The organism is Bradyrhizobium sp. 62 (assembly GCF_023073035.1).
In the GTDB taxonomy this organism is placed as follows: Bacteria; Pseudomonadota; Alphaproteobacteria; order Rhizobiales; family Xanthobacteraceae; genus Bradyrhizobium.
Genome location: NZ_JADPIT010000015.1, coordinates 180024 through 195013, shown reverse-complemented (window position 1 = coordinate 195013; position 14990 = coordinate 180024). Strand labels below are relative to the sequence as shown.

The following is a 14990-nucleotide window of genomic DNA, read 5'->3' as shown; positions in this document are numbered from 1 at the left end:
AGGTGTCGTAGGTCCAGTGCACGGTGTTGGGCGAGCACTGCGCGTTGGTCAAATCCGAGGTCGCCGCGCCCGAGTTGATATAGACGCCGTTCTTTTCCTTGATGACGTTGTTGACCGCGAGCGCCACGCCGGAATTCGGCACGTCGACAATGACGTCGACCTTGTCGACGTCGAACCATTGCCGCGCGATCGCGGTGCCGATGTCGGGCTTGTTCTGGTGATCACCCGAGATGATGTCGATCTTCCAGCCCTTCGCAGCCAGACCGGAATCTTCAATGGCCATCTGCGCGGCGATCGTCGAGCCCGGTCCGCCGAGGTCGGCATAGAGCCCGGACTGATCGGACAGCGCGCCGATCTTGACGGTCTTGTCCTGCGCGAAGGCTACGCCCGCGGTGGTCACGGCCAGCGCCGTGCCGAGCAGAAACGACGCAATCGACTTTGTCATCATGCTACTTCCCTATGAATCTTCTTGTTGGCCGTTCTAGACGCCGAGATAGGTGTGGAGCTTGTCCATGTTGGCGGCAAGCTCCGCATTGGAAAATCCGTCAATGATCTTGCCGTGCTCGACCACGTAATAGCGGTCGGCGACGGTGGATGCGAACCGGAAGTTCTGCTCGACCAGGAGGATCGTAAAACCCTCCTTCTTGAGCCGCGCAATGGTGTGGCCGATCTGCTGGATGATGACTGGCGCGAGACCCTCGGTCGGCTCGTCCAGCATCAGGAAGTTCGCGCCGGTGCGCAGGATGCGCGCGATCGCAAGCATCTGCTGCTCGCCGCCGGAGAGCTTGGTTCCCTGGCTGTTGAGCCGTTCCTTCAGGTTCGGAAACAGATCGAAGATCTGCTCGAGCGGCAATCCGCCGGGACGCACCACCGGCGGCAGCAGCAGGTTCTCCCGGACATCGAGGCTGGCGAAAATTCCACGCTCCTCCGGGCAGAACGCGATTCCCATCCGAGCGATCTTGTCCGAGGTCGTGCGGATGATGTCCTGGTTGTTGAACTTCACCGAGCCGGTGCGCTTGCCGATGATGCCCATGATCGACTTCAGCGTGGTGGTCTTGCCGGCGCCGTTGCGCCCGAGCAGGGTGACGACCTCGCCCGCGTTCACGTCGAAGTTGATCCCGTGCAGGATGTGAGACTCGCCGTACCAAGCTTCCAGGTTGCGGACCTGGAGCAGGTTGCCGCCGCTCGCGGCCTTTGCGGGAGCTTCCGCCGTTGCAGTCTCAGCCATGACCGGCTCCCAGATAGGCTTCCTTGACGCGTTCGTCCTTGGTGAGCTCGCTGTAATGGCCCTGCGCGAGCACCTGTCCGCGCGTCAACACGGTGATGATGTCGGAGAGATTGGCCACGACGCTCAGATTATGCTCGACCATCAGGATGGTGTATTTCGCGGAGATGCGCTTGATCAGCGCCGCGATCTTATCGATGTCCTCGTGGCCCATGCCGGCCATCGGCTCGTCCAGCAGCATCATCTCGGGGTCGAGCGCGAGCGTGGTTGCGATCTCCAGTGCACGCTTGCGCCCGTAGGGCATCTCGACCGCGGGCGTATTGGAAAACTCGCTGAGGCCGACATCGTTCAACAGTTCGCGCGCGCGATCGTTGAACTGGTTGAGCACGGACTTGGAACGCCAGAAATCGAAAGAGCTGCCGTGCTGGCGCTGAAGCGCGACGCGGACGTTTTCCAGCGCGGTGAGATGGGGAAACACCGCCGAAATCTGGAACGAGCGAACCAGTCCCAGGCGGGCCACATCGGCGGGCGCCATCGCGGTGATGTCCTGCCCCTTGTACAGGATTTTTCCGGCAGACGGTTTGAGGAACTTGGTCAAAAGATTGAAGCACGTCGTCTTGCCGGCGCCGTTCGGGCCGATCAACGCGTGAATGCTCCCACGGCGAACCTTGAGCGCAACGTCGCGGACGGCGAAGAAGCCCGCGAACTCCTTGGTCAAGCCTTCCGTTTCGAGAATGAACTCATCGGCCAAACAGTTTTCCCCCTGCCCGCACAACGCGCGTGGCTATCCTTGTTGCTTCAGCTTTCCGGAGGCCTTGGAGCCACTCCCTGGAGCCCATCCGGAACGCCGCCTCCGGGCGCGGAATATGCCGGAGGTGACGGGGGTTAGGCAAGGCGGAAAGCTGAGCAGGTCAGGCCTCCGGCCGGGAGACTTATGCTCCCTTAGTCGGACGTGTTTTGATGTCGCGCCTGCCCGGCTTCCCGGTTCGCAAAGCGCCGGTCATCAAGCCGTCGTTAACGGTCTTTCGTTCCATGCGCCAGCCTTCATGGAAAATTTTCCCGCAGTGAGGATCATGCGCGGGTTTCAAGTGTCCGGAATTTCTATTCGTCGGGAATATTGCCTTGGATTTTGCAAGCGCGGCTCCTTCCGTGATCAAGTCGATCAGGCAGCGTGATCTCCTGAACACGTGGCTGCAGCTTTATGCGCGCCAGCAGACGGCTCCGGCGATCCGGGAGTACCAGCCTGCGCGGCTCGAGGAAGAGCTCTCCGATCTGATCTATTATACGGTGGACATGTCGACGCCGACGCCGCGTCTGACCATTCAGAGCGAAGGTACGCGCATCTCGCGGGCCTATGGACACACCGGCAAGGGCGCTCTGCTCGACGACTATATCGGGCCGCGTCTCGCGCCCCTGGTGATGCCGGTCTATCATGAATGCGTGGCGCGCGGGCTGCCTGTCTACAGCGTTGCCGACATCGATGACATCTACGGCCGCATTGTCGCCTATGAGCGCCTGCTGCTGCCGTTCCAGACTGACGGCAAGGTCTGTCACATCATCGCGTCGCTCAAGACCTTCTGCGAGGACGGCGGCTTCGAGATCAAGAATCTGATGCGCGGAAATGACGCGCTGCCGCGCTCGAGATTGCGCGCGGTGATCGATCGGGACCTGTTCCATCGCACCCCCGGCCGCATCGCGCCGGCCGAGTTGGTCGAGTTCGCGGACCAGCAGGGCTCCGGTGTTCCCACCGAGATCATCGAGCTGAACTAGCGGTCAGCGCGATTTGGCGGCGGCTTCCTTGGTCGTGACTTACTTGGTCGTGACTTCCTTGGCATAGACGTCCGGCTTGAAGCCGACCAGCAGCTTGCCGCCAACTTCAAGCACCGGCCGCTTGATCATCGATGGTTGCGCTAACATCAAGGCCAGCGCCTTTTTCTCCGAAAGGCCTTCCTTGTCGGCATCGGGCAGCTTCTTGAAGGTCGTTCCGGCGCGATTGAGCAGCGTCTCCCAACCGACCTTGTCGCTCCACTGCTTGAGCTTGTCCTTCTCCACCCCCGTCGCCTTGTAGTCGTGGAACGTGTAGGCGACGCCATGGGTGTCGAGCCAGGCGCGCGCCTTCTTCATGGTGTCGCAGTTCTTGATGCCGTAGATGATGTTGGGCAAGACAGTCCTCGCGCATGCGTCGCAGCGTAATGCTCCGGCGTTGTACGCAACTCCAGTTCGCACGACAATATTGCGAATGATGCCAGCTCTTCGGACGGACACTCCATGCACGTCACCCACGATTCAGCCGCGACCGCATCGCCGACCATCGACTTCGACACCTTCCTCGCGGTCGATATCCGCGTCGGCACCATCATCGATGCAAAGCCGTTCCCGGAGGCGCGCAAGCCGGCCTGGCGGCTGTGGATCGACTTCGGTCCCGCGATCGGCGTGCGCAAGAGCTCTGCGCAGATCACCGAAAACCATCCGCTTGAAACGCTGGTGGGCCAACAGGTGGCTGCGGTCGTGAATTTCCCGCCGCGCCAGATCGGCCCTGTTGTATCGGAGGTGCTGACCCTCGGTTTCCCTCATGCCAGCGGCAAGGTCGTGCTGGTGCAGCCGAGCAAGCCCGTGCCGAACGGCGGACGGCTGTTCTAGCCCCGCGCGATCGAGGGCGGTCTTCAGGCCGCCGGCGACGCTCCTTAACGATTCACTCCGCCTGTGTCCCGGTCCGGTCGTCGGGGTTGACCGGGATCCAGTTCGGTAATAACAATGACTGACTGATCGTTTTTTATATTGATCAGCGCTCTTGGGTCCTTAGCCCGCAGAGCGACTAAAACGATCGAGCTGTCAGTTATTTATGGATGGCCGGATGCCCAAGATCAGCGACAAGCAACGTGAAGGCCGCCGGCAGCAGATTCTCGAAGCCGCCCTCGCCTGCTTCGCCGAGGACGGTTTTCACCAGACCGGGATGGCCGACATCGTCAAACGGTCGGGGCTGAGCCATGGTGCGGTCTATCTCTACTTCCAGAGCAAGGACGATCTGATCGAGGCACTCGCCGACGACCGGCACCGGCGCGAGGCCGTGCTCAACTCGGTCGCGCAAGGATCGGGCGATCCGATCGAAGGACTTCACGCGCTGGTCGGCGTCTATGCGCAATGGCTCACCGACCCCGCCGGCGAAGCGCGCCGCCGTGTCGGCATCCACGGCTGGGCCGAGGCTCTGCGCAACCGCCGCGTCCGCACCAGCATCGTAGAAGGCATCGACATGCCGCGCGCCCTGATTGTCGCGCTGGTCGAGCGCGGCCAGCATGACGGCCTCGTCAAGCGCGATCTCGATGCGGAAGCGATCGCGCGCGTGCTGATCGCGATCTTCCAGGGCTTTGTGCTGCAAAAATGCTGGGGCCAGGATTTTGACATCGAGGCCTGCATGGCAGCCGTGACCGGCGTGATCGATGGATTTCGCACCACGAAGGCCGACGTCAAGCGACGGACCAGGAGCTGAGCGATGTCATGGATCCATGACCTGCTCGCAGGCATTGGGGTCGGCCTTATCGGCGGGCTGACATCGGGCTTCATGGGCACGAGTCCCGGAGGCGGTCTCGTGATCTTCAGCATGCTGCTGCTCGGCGCCGAGCAACACATCGCCCAAGGCACGTCGCTGATCACGCAGGTTCCACCGACCGGACTCGCGGGCGTTCGCCGCTATTGGCAGAGCGGCAATCGCAGTCCCTTGCTGTGGATCGTCTGGATCGGCATCGGCTTGCTCTTCGGCGGCGCCGGCGGCGGCTACGCTGCGGCCGCAGTCTCCGACTCGGTGTTGCAATGGACCTACGTCGTCTATCTCGTCGCGCTGATCGCTCTCCTGATCCTGCGCCGCGACCGCGAGGAGAAAACCAAGGAGACCGGCGACCGAGACAAGCTGCCCTGGCTGCCGCTGCTCCTCATCGGCATGCTTGCCGGATTTTCCTCCGGCTTCATGGGCATCGGCGGCGGGCTGGCGATCACCGTCGGGCTCGCGGCGGGCCTGCGGGTGCCGCAGCACCAGGCGCAGCTCGTCAGCCTCGTCTTCTCGGTCATCCCGACCAATATTCCGGCCGCCGGGATCTACTGGAGCAAGGGACTCATGGTCGGTTGGCCCGCCATCATTGGCATTCTTGCCGGCCTCTGGGTCGGCACTGATCTCGGTGCGCGCGCAGCCAATCGCGTCAGCAAATCGGTGCTGCGCCGGGTCATGATCGTCGTCATCCTGCTGATGGCCCTCTACATGACCCACAAGGCGCTAACCTGATCTTACGGCCGCTTCGGAATGTTGAGCCCGCGCTCGACCGCCGGACGCGCCAGCCCGCGTTCGAGCCAGGCGGCGACGGATTTGAACTGGCTGAACTCGACGAGATCGCCGGCGCCGTAGAAACCGATGAGATTGCGCACCCAGCCGAGCATGGAGATGTCGGCGATGGTGTAGTCGTCGTCCATGAACCATTGCCGGCCGGCAAGATGCATCTCCATCACCCCGAGCAGCCGATTGGCCTCGCCCACATAGCGCTTGAGCGGCCGCTTGTCCTCGAAGTCCTTGCCGGCGAATTTGTGGAAAAAGCCGACTTGGCCGAACATCGGCCCGATGCCGGCCATCTGGAAATGCAGCCACTGGATGGTCTGGTAGCGGCGCGCGGCATCCTGCGGCAGCAGCTTGCCGGTCTTCTCCGCGAGGTATTGCAGGATCGCTCCGGATTCGAATAGCGGCAGCGGCCTGCCGCCGGGACCATCGGGATCGAGTATCGCCGGGATCTTGCCGTTCGGATTGAGCGAGAGGAACTCCGGCGTCTTCTGGTCGTCCTTGCCGAAATCGACGAGATGGACTTCGTAGGGAAGCCCGATCTCTTCCAGCATGATCGAGACCTTGACGCCGTTCGGCGTCGGCAGCGAATAGAGCTGGAGCAGCTCCGGGTGCTTGGCCGGCCAGCGCTTGGTGATGGGAAAGGCGGACAGATCGGACATCAGAACCCCGGCTTCGTTCATGAGATGCCGCCTAGTCTAGGCCAGCGGACGAACGACGCAAGGTCGAGTGGTTGATCATTTTCCCGCACAGTTCACAACGGCCGCAGCAAATGGTTGGTGGCGTGCATCACGTCGCGCTGTGCGCGTTGCTCGATGAAGAGCTGGCCGGTGACGAGCAGCGCTCCGGTGAAGACGAGCGCGAGCATCGCCGTCGCGAACTGACTGGCATCCCTCATCGGACGAGCTTCTCCCTGTTCGGTTCGCACGAGGAACGCGGGCCGGCCATCGTCTGTTCCTGCAAGCTTCAAATAAATTGCAGCTTTTTCCCGAATCGTCCTCATCGGTAGCCTCAATAATTGATCTCCATCCGCAAGCCCCGCGGGTCGGTCTCCTCCCCGCCGAACCGCTGCGTGCTGTCGCGTGCCGCGACCGCGCAGGCACAGGCGTCGATGAGGTCGTCACGGCCAATGCCGGTGCCGTGTCGTTGCGTCAGCCATGTCGGCAAGCGCGCGAAGCCGCGCTGCTGCACGAGTGCGATGCGCTGCTCCCGGCCCTCTGCAGACGTCTTCTTTGCAAGCCGGGCCCGCCCAGCGAGATTCCAGAAAATCAATTCCGGATGCGCTTCGCCGATCGTCGTCTGCCGCGTCGGCGTCATGATCTCGTCGGCGTCCCTGATCTTGTCCCTGATGTTCCAGAGCTGCGCTGACACGCCCTTGCCCTTGCCCTCGCACTCCCAGTAGTGACGGTTAGCTGCGGCCATGTCGGCAAATTTCCAGAGGTCGCGGCGCGCGCCGAGAAACACGGCAGGACCGACCAGCTCGCGCGCGCGCAAATCGCAGATGCGATATCCGCTCCATTTCAAGCCGATCGGCATGTCGATCATCGCCCGGGCATGCGGCAGCGCAAGCAGCCGCACGAGACCCGGCGAATAATCGAAGCCGTGATCGCCGCAGTCGTCGATCCAGGCAGCGACCCAGCCGAAGCGAAATCCATCAAGGCCGAGATAGTTTGGCAATTTCCTGATCCCCGACAGACATCCGCCCGCTCCTCTATCTCGGTCCCTCGCCCCGGTGCTGCTCGAACAGGCGCTGCGCCAGCAACGCATGGCCGAGCGTGCCGCCGGCGCGAACCGCCGCTGCAATCAGCGCGGCTTCCGCGATTTCTTCGCGCGTTACACCGGCCTTCGCCGCCAGCGCCGTGTGCACATCGAGGCAATAGGCGCATTGCGTGGTGAGCGCGACTGCGAGCGAGATCAGCTCGCGATATTTTGGCGGAATCAATCCGTCCTTGCGCTCGACCGCGTTGTTGAACTCAAGGAACGCGTTGGCCTCGACCGGCGCGAGCCCCACGAAGGCCGGGATGGATTTCAGATCGTCAGGGCTTTGATAACAGGTCATGGCTCACCTCGTCAGGTATTCGCGCAGCAGGGCGCGGGCGCGATGCAGGCGTGCTTTCACGGCCTGCCGGGTCGCGCCGAGTGCGTCGGCGATTTCGTCGATGGTCATTTCCTTGATGTCGCGCATCAGCGCGACATCGCGGTAGTGCGGCGGCAGCGCCTCGAAGGCCGCCGCGACGTCGAGCCGCAAATCGGCTTCAGGACGCGACAGCAGCAGCGCCTCCGCCTCTCCGTCGTCGATCGCCGACGCGAGGCCTGCCTTACGGGCGAGCCGCAGGCATTCGCGGCGGACCACACTGAACAGCCAGGCCGAAAACGCCAGCCACGAGCGGATCGTGCCGACATGGCGAAACAGGATCCATAGCGCCTCCTGCGTCGCATCCTCGGCATCCGCCGAGCTGCGACAGGTGGCGCGGGCATAGCGGCGGATGTTCGGCTGCGCCGTCTCGAGCAGAGAGGCGATCGCCTGGGGATCGCCGAGGCGCGCGGCCTCGAACAGGTCCGGCGAGATCCCAGCGGCGCTCACGACACGCCTCCTCTTCCGATGCCGGCCATCGCGCACATCGGACAATAGCCGACGAGGCCGGTCAGTGCGAAGCCGGCGCCGCCGAGCGCAACCAGCCAGGCCGCGGCGCTGGTCAGGTACACGAATGCCGCGACGGCCACCGCGACGCCAAAGGCGATCCGCACGGCCTGATGCAGGCCGCCGATGTTCTTCCTGTAAAATGCCATCACATCCTCCGAGACGAGCCGAAGCAAAATGCCTCGACCCTCAAGAGAGGGTGCGACGAGCGGAAAGGATTCGCGGCAAGTGCAATTTTTTTCGCGATCAGCCTCCGACGGCCTGATAGGCCAGACGCTTGAATTCGAAGAAGAACGGATTCCAGAAACCCATGTAGCGCTGCGTCATCAGCACACCGGCGGTATTGGCCTGCGGGCAGATCCACCAATGGGTGCCCGCAAGGCCGCCCCACTGGAATTCGCCGGTCGAATTCGGAGGATCGAACGGCATCGGCGCGAAGGTGACGGCGCCGCCGAGGCCAAAGCCCTTGCCGGGGATCGGGCCGAGATTGGCGAAGCGGATGTTCTCGCCGGCGGGCAACTGGTTCGTCATCATCTGCCGCAGCGTCTCCGGCTTCAGCAGAGCATCCGAGCCGGGAAGCAGCGCCCGTATCAAAGCGAGCATGTCGGGCAAGGTCGAGACCAGTCCGCCGCCACCCGACAGCCGCGGGAATTGCCGCCGATAGGCCTGCGGATAAGGCAGGTCGTCGGCCCGCGTGAGGCCGGGCTTCATGGGATCGAGCACATCCGTGCCGTTGTAGAGCGCGACCAGCCTGCCCTGCTGCGCGTCCGGCACGTGGAAGCCGGTATCGGTCATGCCGAGCGGCTCGAAGATGCGCGCCTTGAGCACGGCGTCGAGCGGCTTGCCGGAGACGACCTCCACGACACGCCCGAGCACGTCAGTCGCAACCGAATATTCCCAGGACGCGCCGGGATGAAAGGACAGCGGCAGATCGGCGAGCTGGTCGATCATGTCGGTCAGCGGCGTCAACGGATTGAGAACGCGCGCCTCGTTATAGCATTTGAACAGCACCGTACCGGGATCGAAGATGCCGTAGCTGAGGCCGGAGGTATGGGTCAAAAGCTGCCGGATCGTGATCGGGCTTTTCGCTGGCTCGACCTCGGCAAGGCTCAAAGCGCCCGGCTTCAGAACCTTGCGATTGCCGAGTTGCGGCAGGAATTTCTCGACAACGTCATCGAGCCCGATGCGGCCATCCTCGACCAACAGCATGATCGCGCAGGTGACGAAGATCTTGGTGTTGGAGAAGGCTCGAAATATGTGATCGGGCCGCAGCGCGGTGCCCTCCTCGCGATCGGCGAAACCGACGCATTGCTGATCGACGACCTCGCGGCCCCGCAGCACCGCCCAGGATGCACCCGGAATGATCTCCTGATCGACGTAACGCTGCATTGCCGTCCGCGTGGCGGAAAAATCAGGTGTTCTGGCGTCCATGTGTTTCCCCAATGATGGCAGGGATCGGTATAGCGTGAATTCGCCAGATATGAAGCCTGACCGGACGGCGCAGCTCATTCCTGCTTCATGAAAGCGGTGACGTGCAGGCGGCGCCGAGTCCGCATCCCCTGCCGCTGGTACAGCGCGATGGCCGACGAGTTGCTCGAAAACACGTGCAGGAACGGAATTTCGCCGCGCGCCTCGATCTGGCGTGCGACAGCCGCCAGCAGCGCCTGCGCGTAGCCCCGCCCCCGATGATCAGGGTGGACGCAGACGGCCGTCATCTCGACGAATTTGCCCGGCTTCATGCGCTCGCCGGCCATCGCGACCAATTCGCCGCCGGCACGGATGCCGAGGAACGTCCCGAGTTCGTGGGTGCGCCGCGCGAATGGACCGGGCTTGGTCAACTCCGTCAGCGCCATCATGGCGGGAACGTCGGCCGCACCCAGTCGAACGATCTCGGCATCGCGAAGCGGACTGTCGGCCGGAGAGCCGATCATCTGCTCGCAGAGTCCGGCCAGCACGACCTTGAAACCTGCGGGAACGTCGACGGCGTCCGGTGTGAACAGCGCGGCGACCTGCGAGCCCGACAGGAGATCACGGAGCGCGGCGAAGCTCGCCTCGGACATGTCGACCATGTCGGCAAAGGGCGTCACGTCCACCGGATAGCGCAGCGCGCGAGGGCCACCTTCGGCCAGATGTTTGTGGCTGGTCGTCAGCGCGCTCCAGATCGGGCGATCCAGCAGCCGCTCATCATGATCGGACACCGGCCTAGTCCTTGTCGAAGCTGACGATGACGGCGGCATTGGCGATCAGGATCGGGTCGTTGCCCTGTTCCGGGGCCGACGGAATCTCCAGCCCGCCCTTCACCGCGTTGACGGTGACAGTGCCGTAAGGCAGTTCCTTCGCGACCGCGTCCTTGTCAACGCTTTCCGGATTCGGCACTGCGATCGTGACGTCCACGAACATGTCGTTCGCAGTCTTGTCGATCATCCGGAAGAAGCCGAGGCTCGAATGCCTGATGGCATCAGAGACGGCACGCTTCGCCGCCTTGGTGGCGTCCCTGCCGTGAACGTCGACGCCCATGCCCATCTCGGTGATACAGCGAACGCGAGCCATGTCTTTATCCTGTGGTTGGTTGAGTAATTGTTGCGACTGTCGGCGATCGGTGATCGCGACACAAGTGCGATCGCTCCTCTCGTGTCCCGGACGCGCTGCAACGCCTTAGCGTTGCTGCGCAGAGCCGGGACCCAGAACGCTACAGAGTTCTCGGATGCATGGGCCCCGGCTCTGCAGCGCATCGCTGAAGGAGCGCTGCGCAGCGTCCGGGGCACGAGATCGCACAAACTCACGCCTTCGCCTTCTCATGCGCGCGCAATTCGTCGACCAGCACCCGCACATTCTCCGAATAATCGATCGGGATCACGACCAGATGCACGCCGCCCTCCTTGAAGGCGGCATCCAGCGTCGCGGCAAAACTATCGATGCTCTCGATCCGATGTCCCTTCGCCCCATAGGCTTTCGCGTACAAGACGAAATCGGGATTGCCAAAGGTCATGCCGAAATCGGCGAAGTGATCGACGGCCTGTTTCCAGCGGATCATGCCGTAGGCGTTGTCCTCGAGCACCAGCACGACCAGATTGAGCTTGAGGCGGACGGCGGTCTCCATCTCCTGGCTGTTCATCATGAAGCCGCCGTCGCCGGCGACCGCGAGCACGCGGCGCTCCGGATAGAGCATCGCGGCCATCATCGCCGACGGCAGGCCGGCGCCCATCGTCGCCAGCGCATTGTCGAGCAGCAGCGTGTTGGCGACACGGGTGCGGTAGTTGCGCGCGAACCAGATCTTGTACATGCCGTTGTCGAGCGCGACGATGCCGTTTTCCGGAATGACCTGCCGGATGTCGTGCACGATGCGTTGCGGCGTCGGCGGCCAGCGCGCTTCGGTGGCGCGGTCGGCGATATGCGAGAGAATCCTTTCGCGCAGCGGCAGCAGCGCGGCGGCTTGCGGCAACTTGCCTTCGAGCCGGTCGGCGAGCAGTTCCAGGCTCGGGCCGACGTCGCCGACGACTTCCGCATCGGGAAAATAGACCAGCTCGACGCTGGCCGGCGTGTAGCTGACGTGAATCACCTTCGGACCCGACGGTCCCATGATGAAGGGCGGCTTCTCGATCGGGTCGTGGCCGATCGCGACGATCAGGTCGGCGGCGTCGATCGCGTCATGAACGTAGTCGCGCTCGGACAGCGCGGCGGTGCCCATGTAGAGATTGGTGCCGCCGGGCACCGTGCCCTTCCCCATCTGCGTGGTGAAGAAGGGAATGCCGGTCCGCCGCACGAAGCTGGCGATGCCGTGGGTCGCGCGCGGCCGGCTGGTCGCAGCGCCCATCATCACCAGCGGATGCTTCGCGGCCAAGATCATCTCGGCGGCGCGGTCGAGCGCGGCGCGATGGGCGACTGGGATATCGATCGGATGAACCGGGATCACCGGGACATCAGGCACTTCATCGCCCGCGATGTCCTCGGGCAGTTCGAGATGCACCGGCCCCGGCCGCTCCTCCATCGCCACGCGAAACGCGTCGCGGACCACGGTCGGGATGCTGGAGGCGCTGATGATCTGCCGCGACAGTTTCGTCAGCGGCTTCATGGTGGCGACCACATCGACGATCTGGAAACGCGCCTGCCGGCTGCTCATGATCGGCTTCTGGCCGGTGATCAAGATCATCGGCATCGCGCCAAGATGCGCATATGCCGCGCCCGTCGACAGATTGAGCGCGCCCGGGCCGAGCGTCGAAAGACAAACTCCGGGCTTGCCGGTCAGCCGCCCGTGCGTCGCGGCCATGAAGGCGGCGGCCTGCTCGTGGCGGGTCAGGATCAGTTCGATTTTGGAGGTGCGGAGCGATTCCACCAGATCGAGATTCTCCTCGCCTGGCACGCCGAAGATGCGATCGACACCTTCGTTCTCCAGCGCCGCGACAAACAGGTCCGATCCTTTGGCTTTGCGTTCCTGCCCACTCATGTCGCCTCCCGGTCACAATGTCGGCTCCCGTGTTCCACGGCAGCCGGCGCATGGTAACGGTCCGCGGCGCGGGCACAACTCACAAAGAGGCGCGCAACTGCATCAGCCCTGTCATCGCCAGCGCAGCGACGGAGCAACTGGCCGCCGCATTCTCCGCTCTCGTGTCCCGGACGCGGTGCGGCACGCAGTGACGCTCCGCAGAGCCGGGACCTAGAAGGCCGCGCACTCGCTGTTGCATGGGCCTCGGCTCTGCAGCGCACCGCGAAGAGGCGCTGCGTCCGGGGCACGAGACCTTGTTCGACAATAGACACACCATCGCATCCTCACGGCTTGTTCGACTTCGGTAAAGTGGAATATTTTCCGTGGCGTGCGTTGACCGACCATTTGGATGTTTTGCCCGACGGGAAACACAAAGTCTTGTAGCCCGGATGAGCGAAGCGACATCCGGGATTCCCACTACAAGCTGTCCCGGGTATCGCTTCGCTCACCCGGGCTACAGGTTCGTGCTCCGTTGCAAGCCGCGCGCGCCGTGCTATCGCTTGGGCGATGACTCCCAAGGCCTTCGAAACCCGCTGCCTGCGCCTGCCCGCCGTCACCAAGGTGGTGCAGTGGGAGGGCACCTCCGTGTTCAAGGTCGGCGGCAAGATGTTCGCGCTCGGCGGCGGCTTCGCCGCCCGCTCCGGCGGCTACATGTTCAAGGTCTCGAACCTGGCCTACGCCATGCTGATCGAGCACGGCCTCGCGCAGCCGGCGCCGTATCTGGCGCGCGCCAAATGGGTGCAGCTTGCCAGCAACAACGCACTGTCAGACGCCGAGCTCACGGCCTATCTGGCGCAGGCGCACGCGCTGATCGTGGCGAAACTCACGCGGAAGTCCCGCAAGGCGCTGGGCCTGGACTGAAGCGCAGGGCGCTGCTGATGCTCGTGAAGTGAGCGGCCACACTGATTGACCTCCAGGATATACCTGACTAAAGTCAGACATCATGCTCGACCCTGTTTCCCGCGTCCGCCGCTTCAACCGTGCCGTCACCTCCGCTGTCGGCGCGCTCGATACCTCGTTCCTGGGGCGCGGGCGGCCGCTGGGGGCGGCGCGCGTGCTCAACGCGATCGGGCACGGGCGCTCGGACGTGGCGCAGATTCGCGACTACCTCGGCCTCGATTCCGGCTTGATGAGCCGCCTCCTGCGCAGCCTCGAGGACGAAGGGCTGGTCGAGACCAATGCGCATGAGGACGACGCGCGCCGCCGCGTAGCGACATTGACGCGTGCCGGCCGGCGCGAGTTCGCGACCTACGAGGCGCTGTCGAACACACAGGCCGAGGGCTTCCTCGCCCAACATTCGCAACGCGAGGCGGTGCTGGCGGCGATGGATTTGATTGCCTCCACATTGACGCGCGAACGCGTCACGCTGGACGAGATTGATCCGCGCAGCGAAGAGGCCCGCTATTGCCTCGGCGAATATTATGGCGAGCTCGGCCGCCGCTTCAAGCAGGGGTTCGACGTCTCGCTGTCGCGCGATCCTGATGCCAAGGATATGCGCCGCCCGCGCGGCACGTTCATCATCGCGATGTCGGACACGCTGCCGATCGGCTGCGTCGGGCTGAAGGGCACGGATCACGGCTATGCCGAGATCAAGCGGCTGTGGGTCGCACCGGCGGCGCGCGGATTGCGGCTCGGCCGGCGCCTGATGGACGTGACCGAGGATGCCGCGCGAGGGCTCGGCATCAAGCTGCTGCGGCTTGACACCAATAGCGCGCTGGCGGAGGCCGGTCAGCTCTATCGGCGAAGCGGCTGGAGCGAGATCCCCCGCTTCAATGACGATCCCTACCCAGACCTGTTCTTCGAAAAACGTCTGTGAGCGCGGGTGCCGATCGCCCTGTTGCCGCGTTATGGCCGAAGCCGCAGGAGCAACGCCATGACCGGGTCCGATCTCGCCGAGATCTACCGCAACTACATTGCCTGCCTGAACCGGCAGGATTGGCCTGCCCTCGGACAGTTCGTCCACGACGACGTCGCCCACAATGCGCGACCGTTCGGACTGTCCGGCTATCGTGCCATGCTGGAGCAGGATTTTCGCGAGATTCCGGACCTGCATTTCAACATCGAGCTGCTGGTCTGCAATCCGCCCCAAATCGCCTCCCGGCTGAAGTTCGATTGCACGCCGGTTGGAAAGTTTCTGGGGCTGGATGTGAACGGCAAGCGCGTGTCATTCTGTGAGAACGTCTTCTACGAATTCCGGGACGGGAAGATCCGGCACGTGTGGTCCATCATCGACAAGCCCGCGATCGAGGTGCAGCTCTAGCGCGCGGAGAGCTGGAGCGACCTCGGTCGCTTCGTCTTTTCTTGCGATTTGCCGCGCGCCAGA

General features: G+C 63.6%; 21 protein-coding genes. 7 read left to right on the top strand and 14 right to left on the bottom strand.

Translation table 11 applies throughout. The features are described 5' to 3' along the window. From IVB47_RS11285 to IVB47_RS11275, 3 genes are all read right to left on the bottom strand, one after another. The coding region (locus IVB47_RS11285) for an ABC transporter substrate-binding protein (protein ID WP_247461624.1) at positions 1 to 448 on the bottom strand (448 nt) is incomplete at its 3' end. 33 nt (positions 449 to 481) lie between these two features. Beyond that, positions 482 to 1228, bottom strand: coding sequence for an ABC transporter ATP-binding protein (locus IVB47_RS11280; RefSeq protein ID WP_007609233.1), 747 nt, complete (start codon positions 1226 to 1228; stop codon positions 482 to 484). Next, positions 1221 to 1976 carry an ABC transporter ATP-binding protein gene (locus IVB47_RS11275; protein ID WP_018459153.1) on the bottom strand — a complete coding sequence of 252 codons (756 nt, stop codon included), beginning with the start codon at positions 1974 to 1976 and terminating at the stop codon, positions 1221 to 1223. The genes IVB47_RS11280 and IVB47_RS11275 overlap by 8 nt, the downstream gene beginning before the upstream one ends. A gap of 371 nt (positions 1977 to 2347) precedes the next feature. On the opposite strand from IVB47_RS11275, the gene IVB47_RS11270 reads away from it, so the two are divergent. Further along, positions 2348 to 2995, top strand: a complete 648-nt coding sequence (locus IVB47_RS11270) for a PAS domain-containing protein (protein ID WP_247461622.1) — start codon at positions 2348 to 2350, stop codon at positions 2993 to 2995. Between the two features lie 39 nt (positions 2996 to 3034). Here IVB47_RS11270 and IVB47_RS11265 read toward each other — a convergent pair whose 3' ends face one another. Beyond that, positions 3035 to 3388, bottom strand: coding sequence for an ArsC family reductase (locus IVB47_RS11265; RefSeq protein WP_027569627.1), 354 nt, complete (start codon positions 3386 to 3388; stop codon positions 3035 to 3037). Positions 3389 to 3493: 105 nt separating this feature from the next. On the opposite strand from IVB47_RS11265, the gene IVB47_RS11260 reads away from it, so the two are divergent. The 3 genes from IVB47_RS11260 (at position 3494) to IVB47_RS11250 (ending at position 5498) form a co-directional block, all read left to right on the top strand. Next, positions 3494 to 3865, top strand: a complete 372-nt coding sequence (locus IVB47_RS11260) for a tRNA-binding protein (protein ID WP_247461621.1) — start codon at positions 3494 to 3496, stop codon at positions 3863 to 3865. 214 nt (positions 3866 to 4079) lie between these two features. After that, positions 4080 to 4712 (top strand): TetR/AcrR family transcriptional regulator, encoded by a 633-nt coding sequence (locus tag IVB47_RS11255; protein WP_247461619.1) that lies wholly within the window; start codon positions 4080 to 4082, stop codon positions 4710 to 4712. A 3-nt stretch (positions 4713 to 4715) separates the two neighbouring features. Next, entirely contained in the window at positions 4716 to 5498 is a 783-nt protein-coding gene (locus IVB47_RS11250) for a sulfite exporter TauE/SafE family protein (RefSeq protein WP_247461617.1), read from the top strand. Positions 5499 to 5500: 2 nt separating this feature from the next. Here IVB47_RS11250 and IVB47_RS11245 read toward each other — a convergent pair whose 3' ends face one another. The 10 genes from IVB47_RS11245 to IVB47_RS11200 form a co-directional block, all read right to left on the bottom strand. After that, positions 5501 to 6205 (bottom strand): glutathione S-transferase N-terminal domain-containing protein, encoded by a 705-nt coding sequence (locus tag IVB47_RS11245; RefSeq protein ID WP_247463128.1) that lies wholly within the window; start codon positions 6203 to 6205, stop codon positions 5501 to 5503. Between the two features lie 92 nt (positions 6206 to 6297). Beyond that, entirely contained in the window at positions 6298 to 6546 is a 249-nt protein-coding gene (locus tag IVB47_RS11240; protein ID WP_197031211.1) for a hypothetical protein, read from the bottom strand. A gap of 8 nt (positions 6547 to 6554) precedes the next feature. Continuing rightward, positions 6555 to 7220: a DUF429 domain-containing protein gene (locus IVB47_RS11235; protein ID WP_247461616.1), complete on the bottom strand. Its 666-nt coding sequence runs from the start codon at positions 7218 to 7220 to the stop codon at positions 6555 to 6557. Positions 7221 to 7254: 34 nt separating this feature from the next. Then, positions 7255 to 7602, bottom strand: a complete 348-nt coding sequence (locus tag IVB47_RS11230) for a carboxymuconolactone decarboxylase family protein (RefSeq protein WP_247461614.1) — start codon at positions 7600 to 7602, stop codon at positions 7255 to 7257. A 3-nt stretch (positions 7603 to 7605) separates the two neighbouring features. Then, complete coding sequence (locus IVB47_RS11225) at positions 7606 to 8127, bottom strand: sigma-70 family RNA polymerase sigma factor (protein ID WP_247461612.1); 522 nt, start codon at positions 8125 to 8127, stop codon at positions 7606 to 7608. Further along, positions 8124 to 8333 (bottom strand): DUF2892 domain-containing protein, encoded by a 210-nt coding sequence (locus IVB47_RS11220; RefSeq protein WP_247461611.1) that lies wholly within the window; start codon positions 8331 to 8333, stop codon positions 8124 to 8126. The genes IVB47_RS11225 and IVB47_RS11220 overlap by 4 nt, the downstream gene beginning before the upstream one ends. 97 nt (positions 8334 to 8430) lie before the next feature. Continuing rightward, entirely contained in the window at positions 8431 to 9615 is a 1185-nt protein-coding gene (locus IVB47_RS11215) for a serine hydrolase domain-containing protein (RefSeq protein ID WP_247461609.1), read from the bottom strand. A 74-nt stretch (positions 9616 to 9689) separates the two neighbouring features. Continuing rightward, entirely contained in the window at positions 9690 to 10382 is a 693-nt protein-coding gene (locus IVB47_RS11210) for a GNAT family N-acetyltransferase (protein ID WP_247461607.1), read from the bottom strand. A gap of 4 nt (positions 10383 to 10386) precedes the next feature. Then, positions 10387 to 10734 carry a Lin0512 family protein gene (locus IVB47_RS11205; protein WP_247286470.1) on the bottom strand — a complete coding sequence of 116 codons (348 nt, stop codon included), beginning with the start codon at positions 10732 to 10734 and terminating at the stop codon, positions 10387 to 10389. A gap of 229 nt (positions 10735 to 10963) precedes the next feature. Further along, on the bottom strand, positions 10964 to 12628 hold the full coding sequence (locus IVB47_RS11200) for an acetolactate synthase large subunit (protein WP_247461605.1): 1665 nt from the start codon (positions 12626 to 12628) through the stop codon (positions 10964 to 10966). Between the two features lie 546 nt (positions 12629 to 13174). Between IVB47_RS11200 and IVB47_RS11195 the strand changes: the two genes are divergently transcribed. From IVB47_RS11195 to IVB47_RS11185, 3 genes are all read left to right on the top strand, one after another. Then, on the top strand, positions 13175 to 13528 hold the full coding sequence (locus IVB47_RS11195) for an MmcQ/YjbR family DNA-binding protein (protein ID WP_247461603.1): 354 nt from the start codon (positions 13175 to 13177) through the stop codon (positions 13526 to 13528). 82 nt (positions 13529 to 13610) lie between these two features. After that, positions 13611 to 14483, top strand: coding sequence for a helix-turn-helix domain-containing GNAT family N-acetyltransferase (locus IVB47_RS11190; protein WP_247461601.1), 873 nt, complete (start codon positions 13611 to 13613; stop codon positions 14481 to 14483). A gap of 57 nt (positions 14484 to 14540) precedes the next feature. Next, positions 14541 to 14927, top strand: coding sequence for an ester cyclase (locus IVB47_RS11185; protein ID WP_247461599.1), 387 nt, complete (start codon positions 14541 to 14543; stop codon positions 14925 to 14927). The last annotated feature ends 63 nt before the right edge of the window (positions 14928 to 14990 follow it).

Excerpts from the sequence above, each read along its gene's own strand:
- IVB47_RS11280 (WP_007609233.1), bottom strand. The coding sequence starts at position 1,228 with ATGGCTGAGACTGCAACGGCGGAAGCTCCCGCAAAGGCCGCGAGCGGC.
- IVB47_RS11260 (WP_247461621.1), top strand. The coding sequence starts at position 3,494 with ATGCACGTCACCCACGATTCAGCCGCGACCGCATCGCCGACCATCGAC.
- IVB47_RS11255 (WP_247461619.1), top strand. The coding sequence starts at position 4,080 with ATGCCCAAGATCAGCGACAAGCAACGTGAAGGCCGCCGGCAGCAGATT.
- IVB47_RS11250 (WP_247461617.1), top strand. The coding sequence starts at position 4,716 with ATGTCATGGATCCATGACCTGCTCGCAGGCATTGGGGTCGGCCTTATC.
- IVB47_RS11245 (WP_247463128.1), bottom strand. The coding sequence starts at position 6,205 with ATGTCCGATCTGTCCGCCTTTCCCATCACCAAGCGCTGGCCGGCCAAG.
- IVB47_RS11240 (WP_197031211.1), bottom strand. The coding sequence starts at position 6,546 with ATGAGGACGATTCGGGAAAAAGCTGCAATTTATTTGAAGCTTGCAGGA.
- IVB47_RS11230 (WP_247461614.1), bottom strand. The coding sequence starts at position 7,602 with ATGACCTGTTATCAAAGCCCTGACGATCTGAAATCCATCCCGGCCTTC.
- IVB47_RS11220 (WP_247461611.1), bottom strand. The coding sequence starts at position 8,333 with ATGGCATTTTACAGGAAGAACATCGGCGGCCTGCATCAGGCCGTGCGG.
- IVB47_RS11215 (WP_247461609.1), bottom strand. The coding sequence starts at position 9,615 with ATGGACGCCAGAACACCTGATTTTTCCGCCACGCGGACGGCAATGCAG.
- IVB47_RS11205 (WP_247286470.1), bottom strand. The coding sequence starts at position 10,734 with ATGGCTCGCGTTCGCTGTATCACCGAGATGGGCATGGGCGTCGACGTT.
- IVB47_RS11200 (WP_247461605.1), bottom strand. The coding sequence starts at position 12,628 with ATGAGTGGGCAGGAACGCAAAGCCAAAGGATCGGACCTGTTTGTCGCG.
- IVB47_RS11195 (WP_247461603.1), top strand. The coding sequence starts at position 13,175 with ATGACTCCCAAGGCCTTCGAAACCCGCTGCCTGCGCCTGCCCGCCGTC.
- IVB47_RS11190 (WP_247461601.1), top strand. The coding sequence starts at position 13,611 with ATGCTCGACCCTGTTTCCCGCGTCCGCCGCTTCAACCGTGCCGTCACC.
- IVB47_RS11185 (WP_247461599.1), top strand. The coding sequence starts at position 14,541 with ATGACCGGGTCCGATCTCGCCGAGATCTACCGCAACTACATTGCCTGC.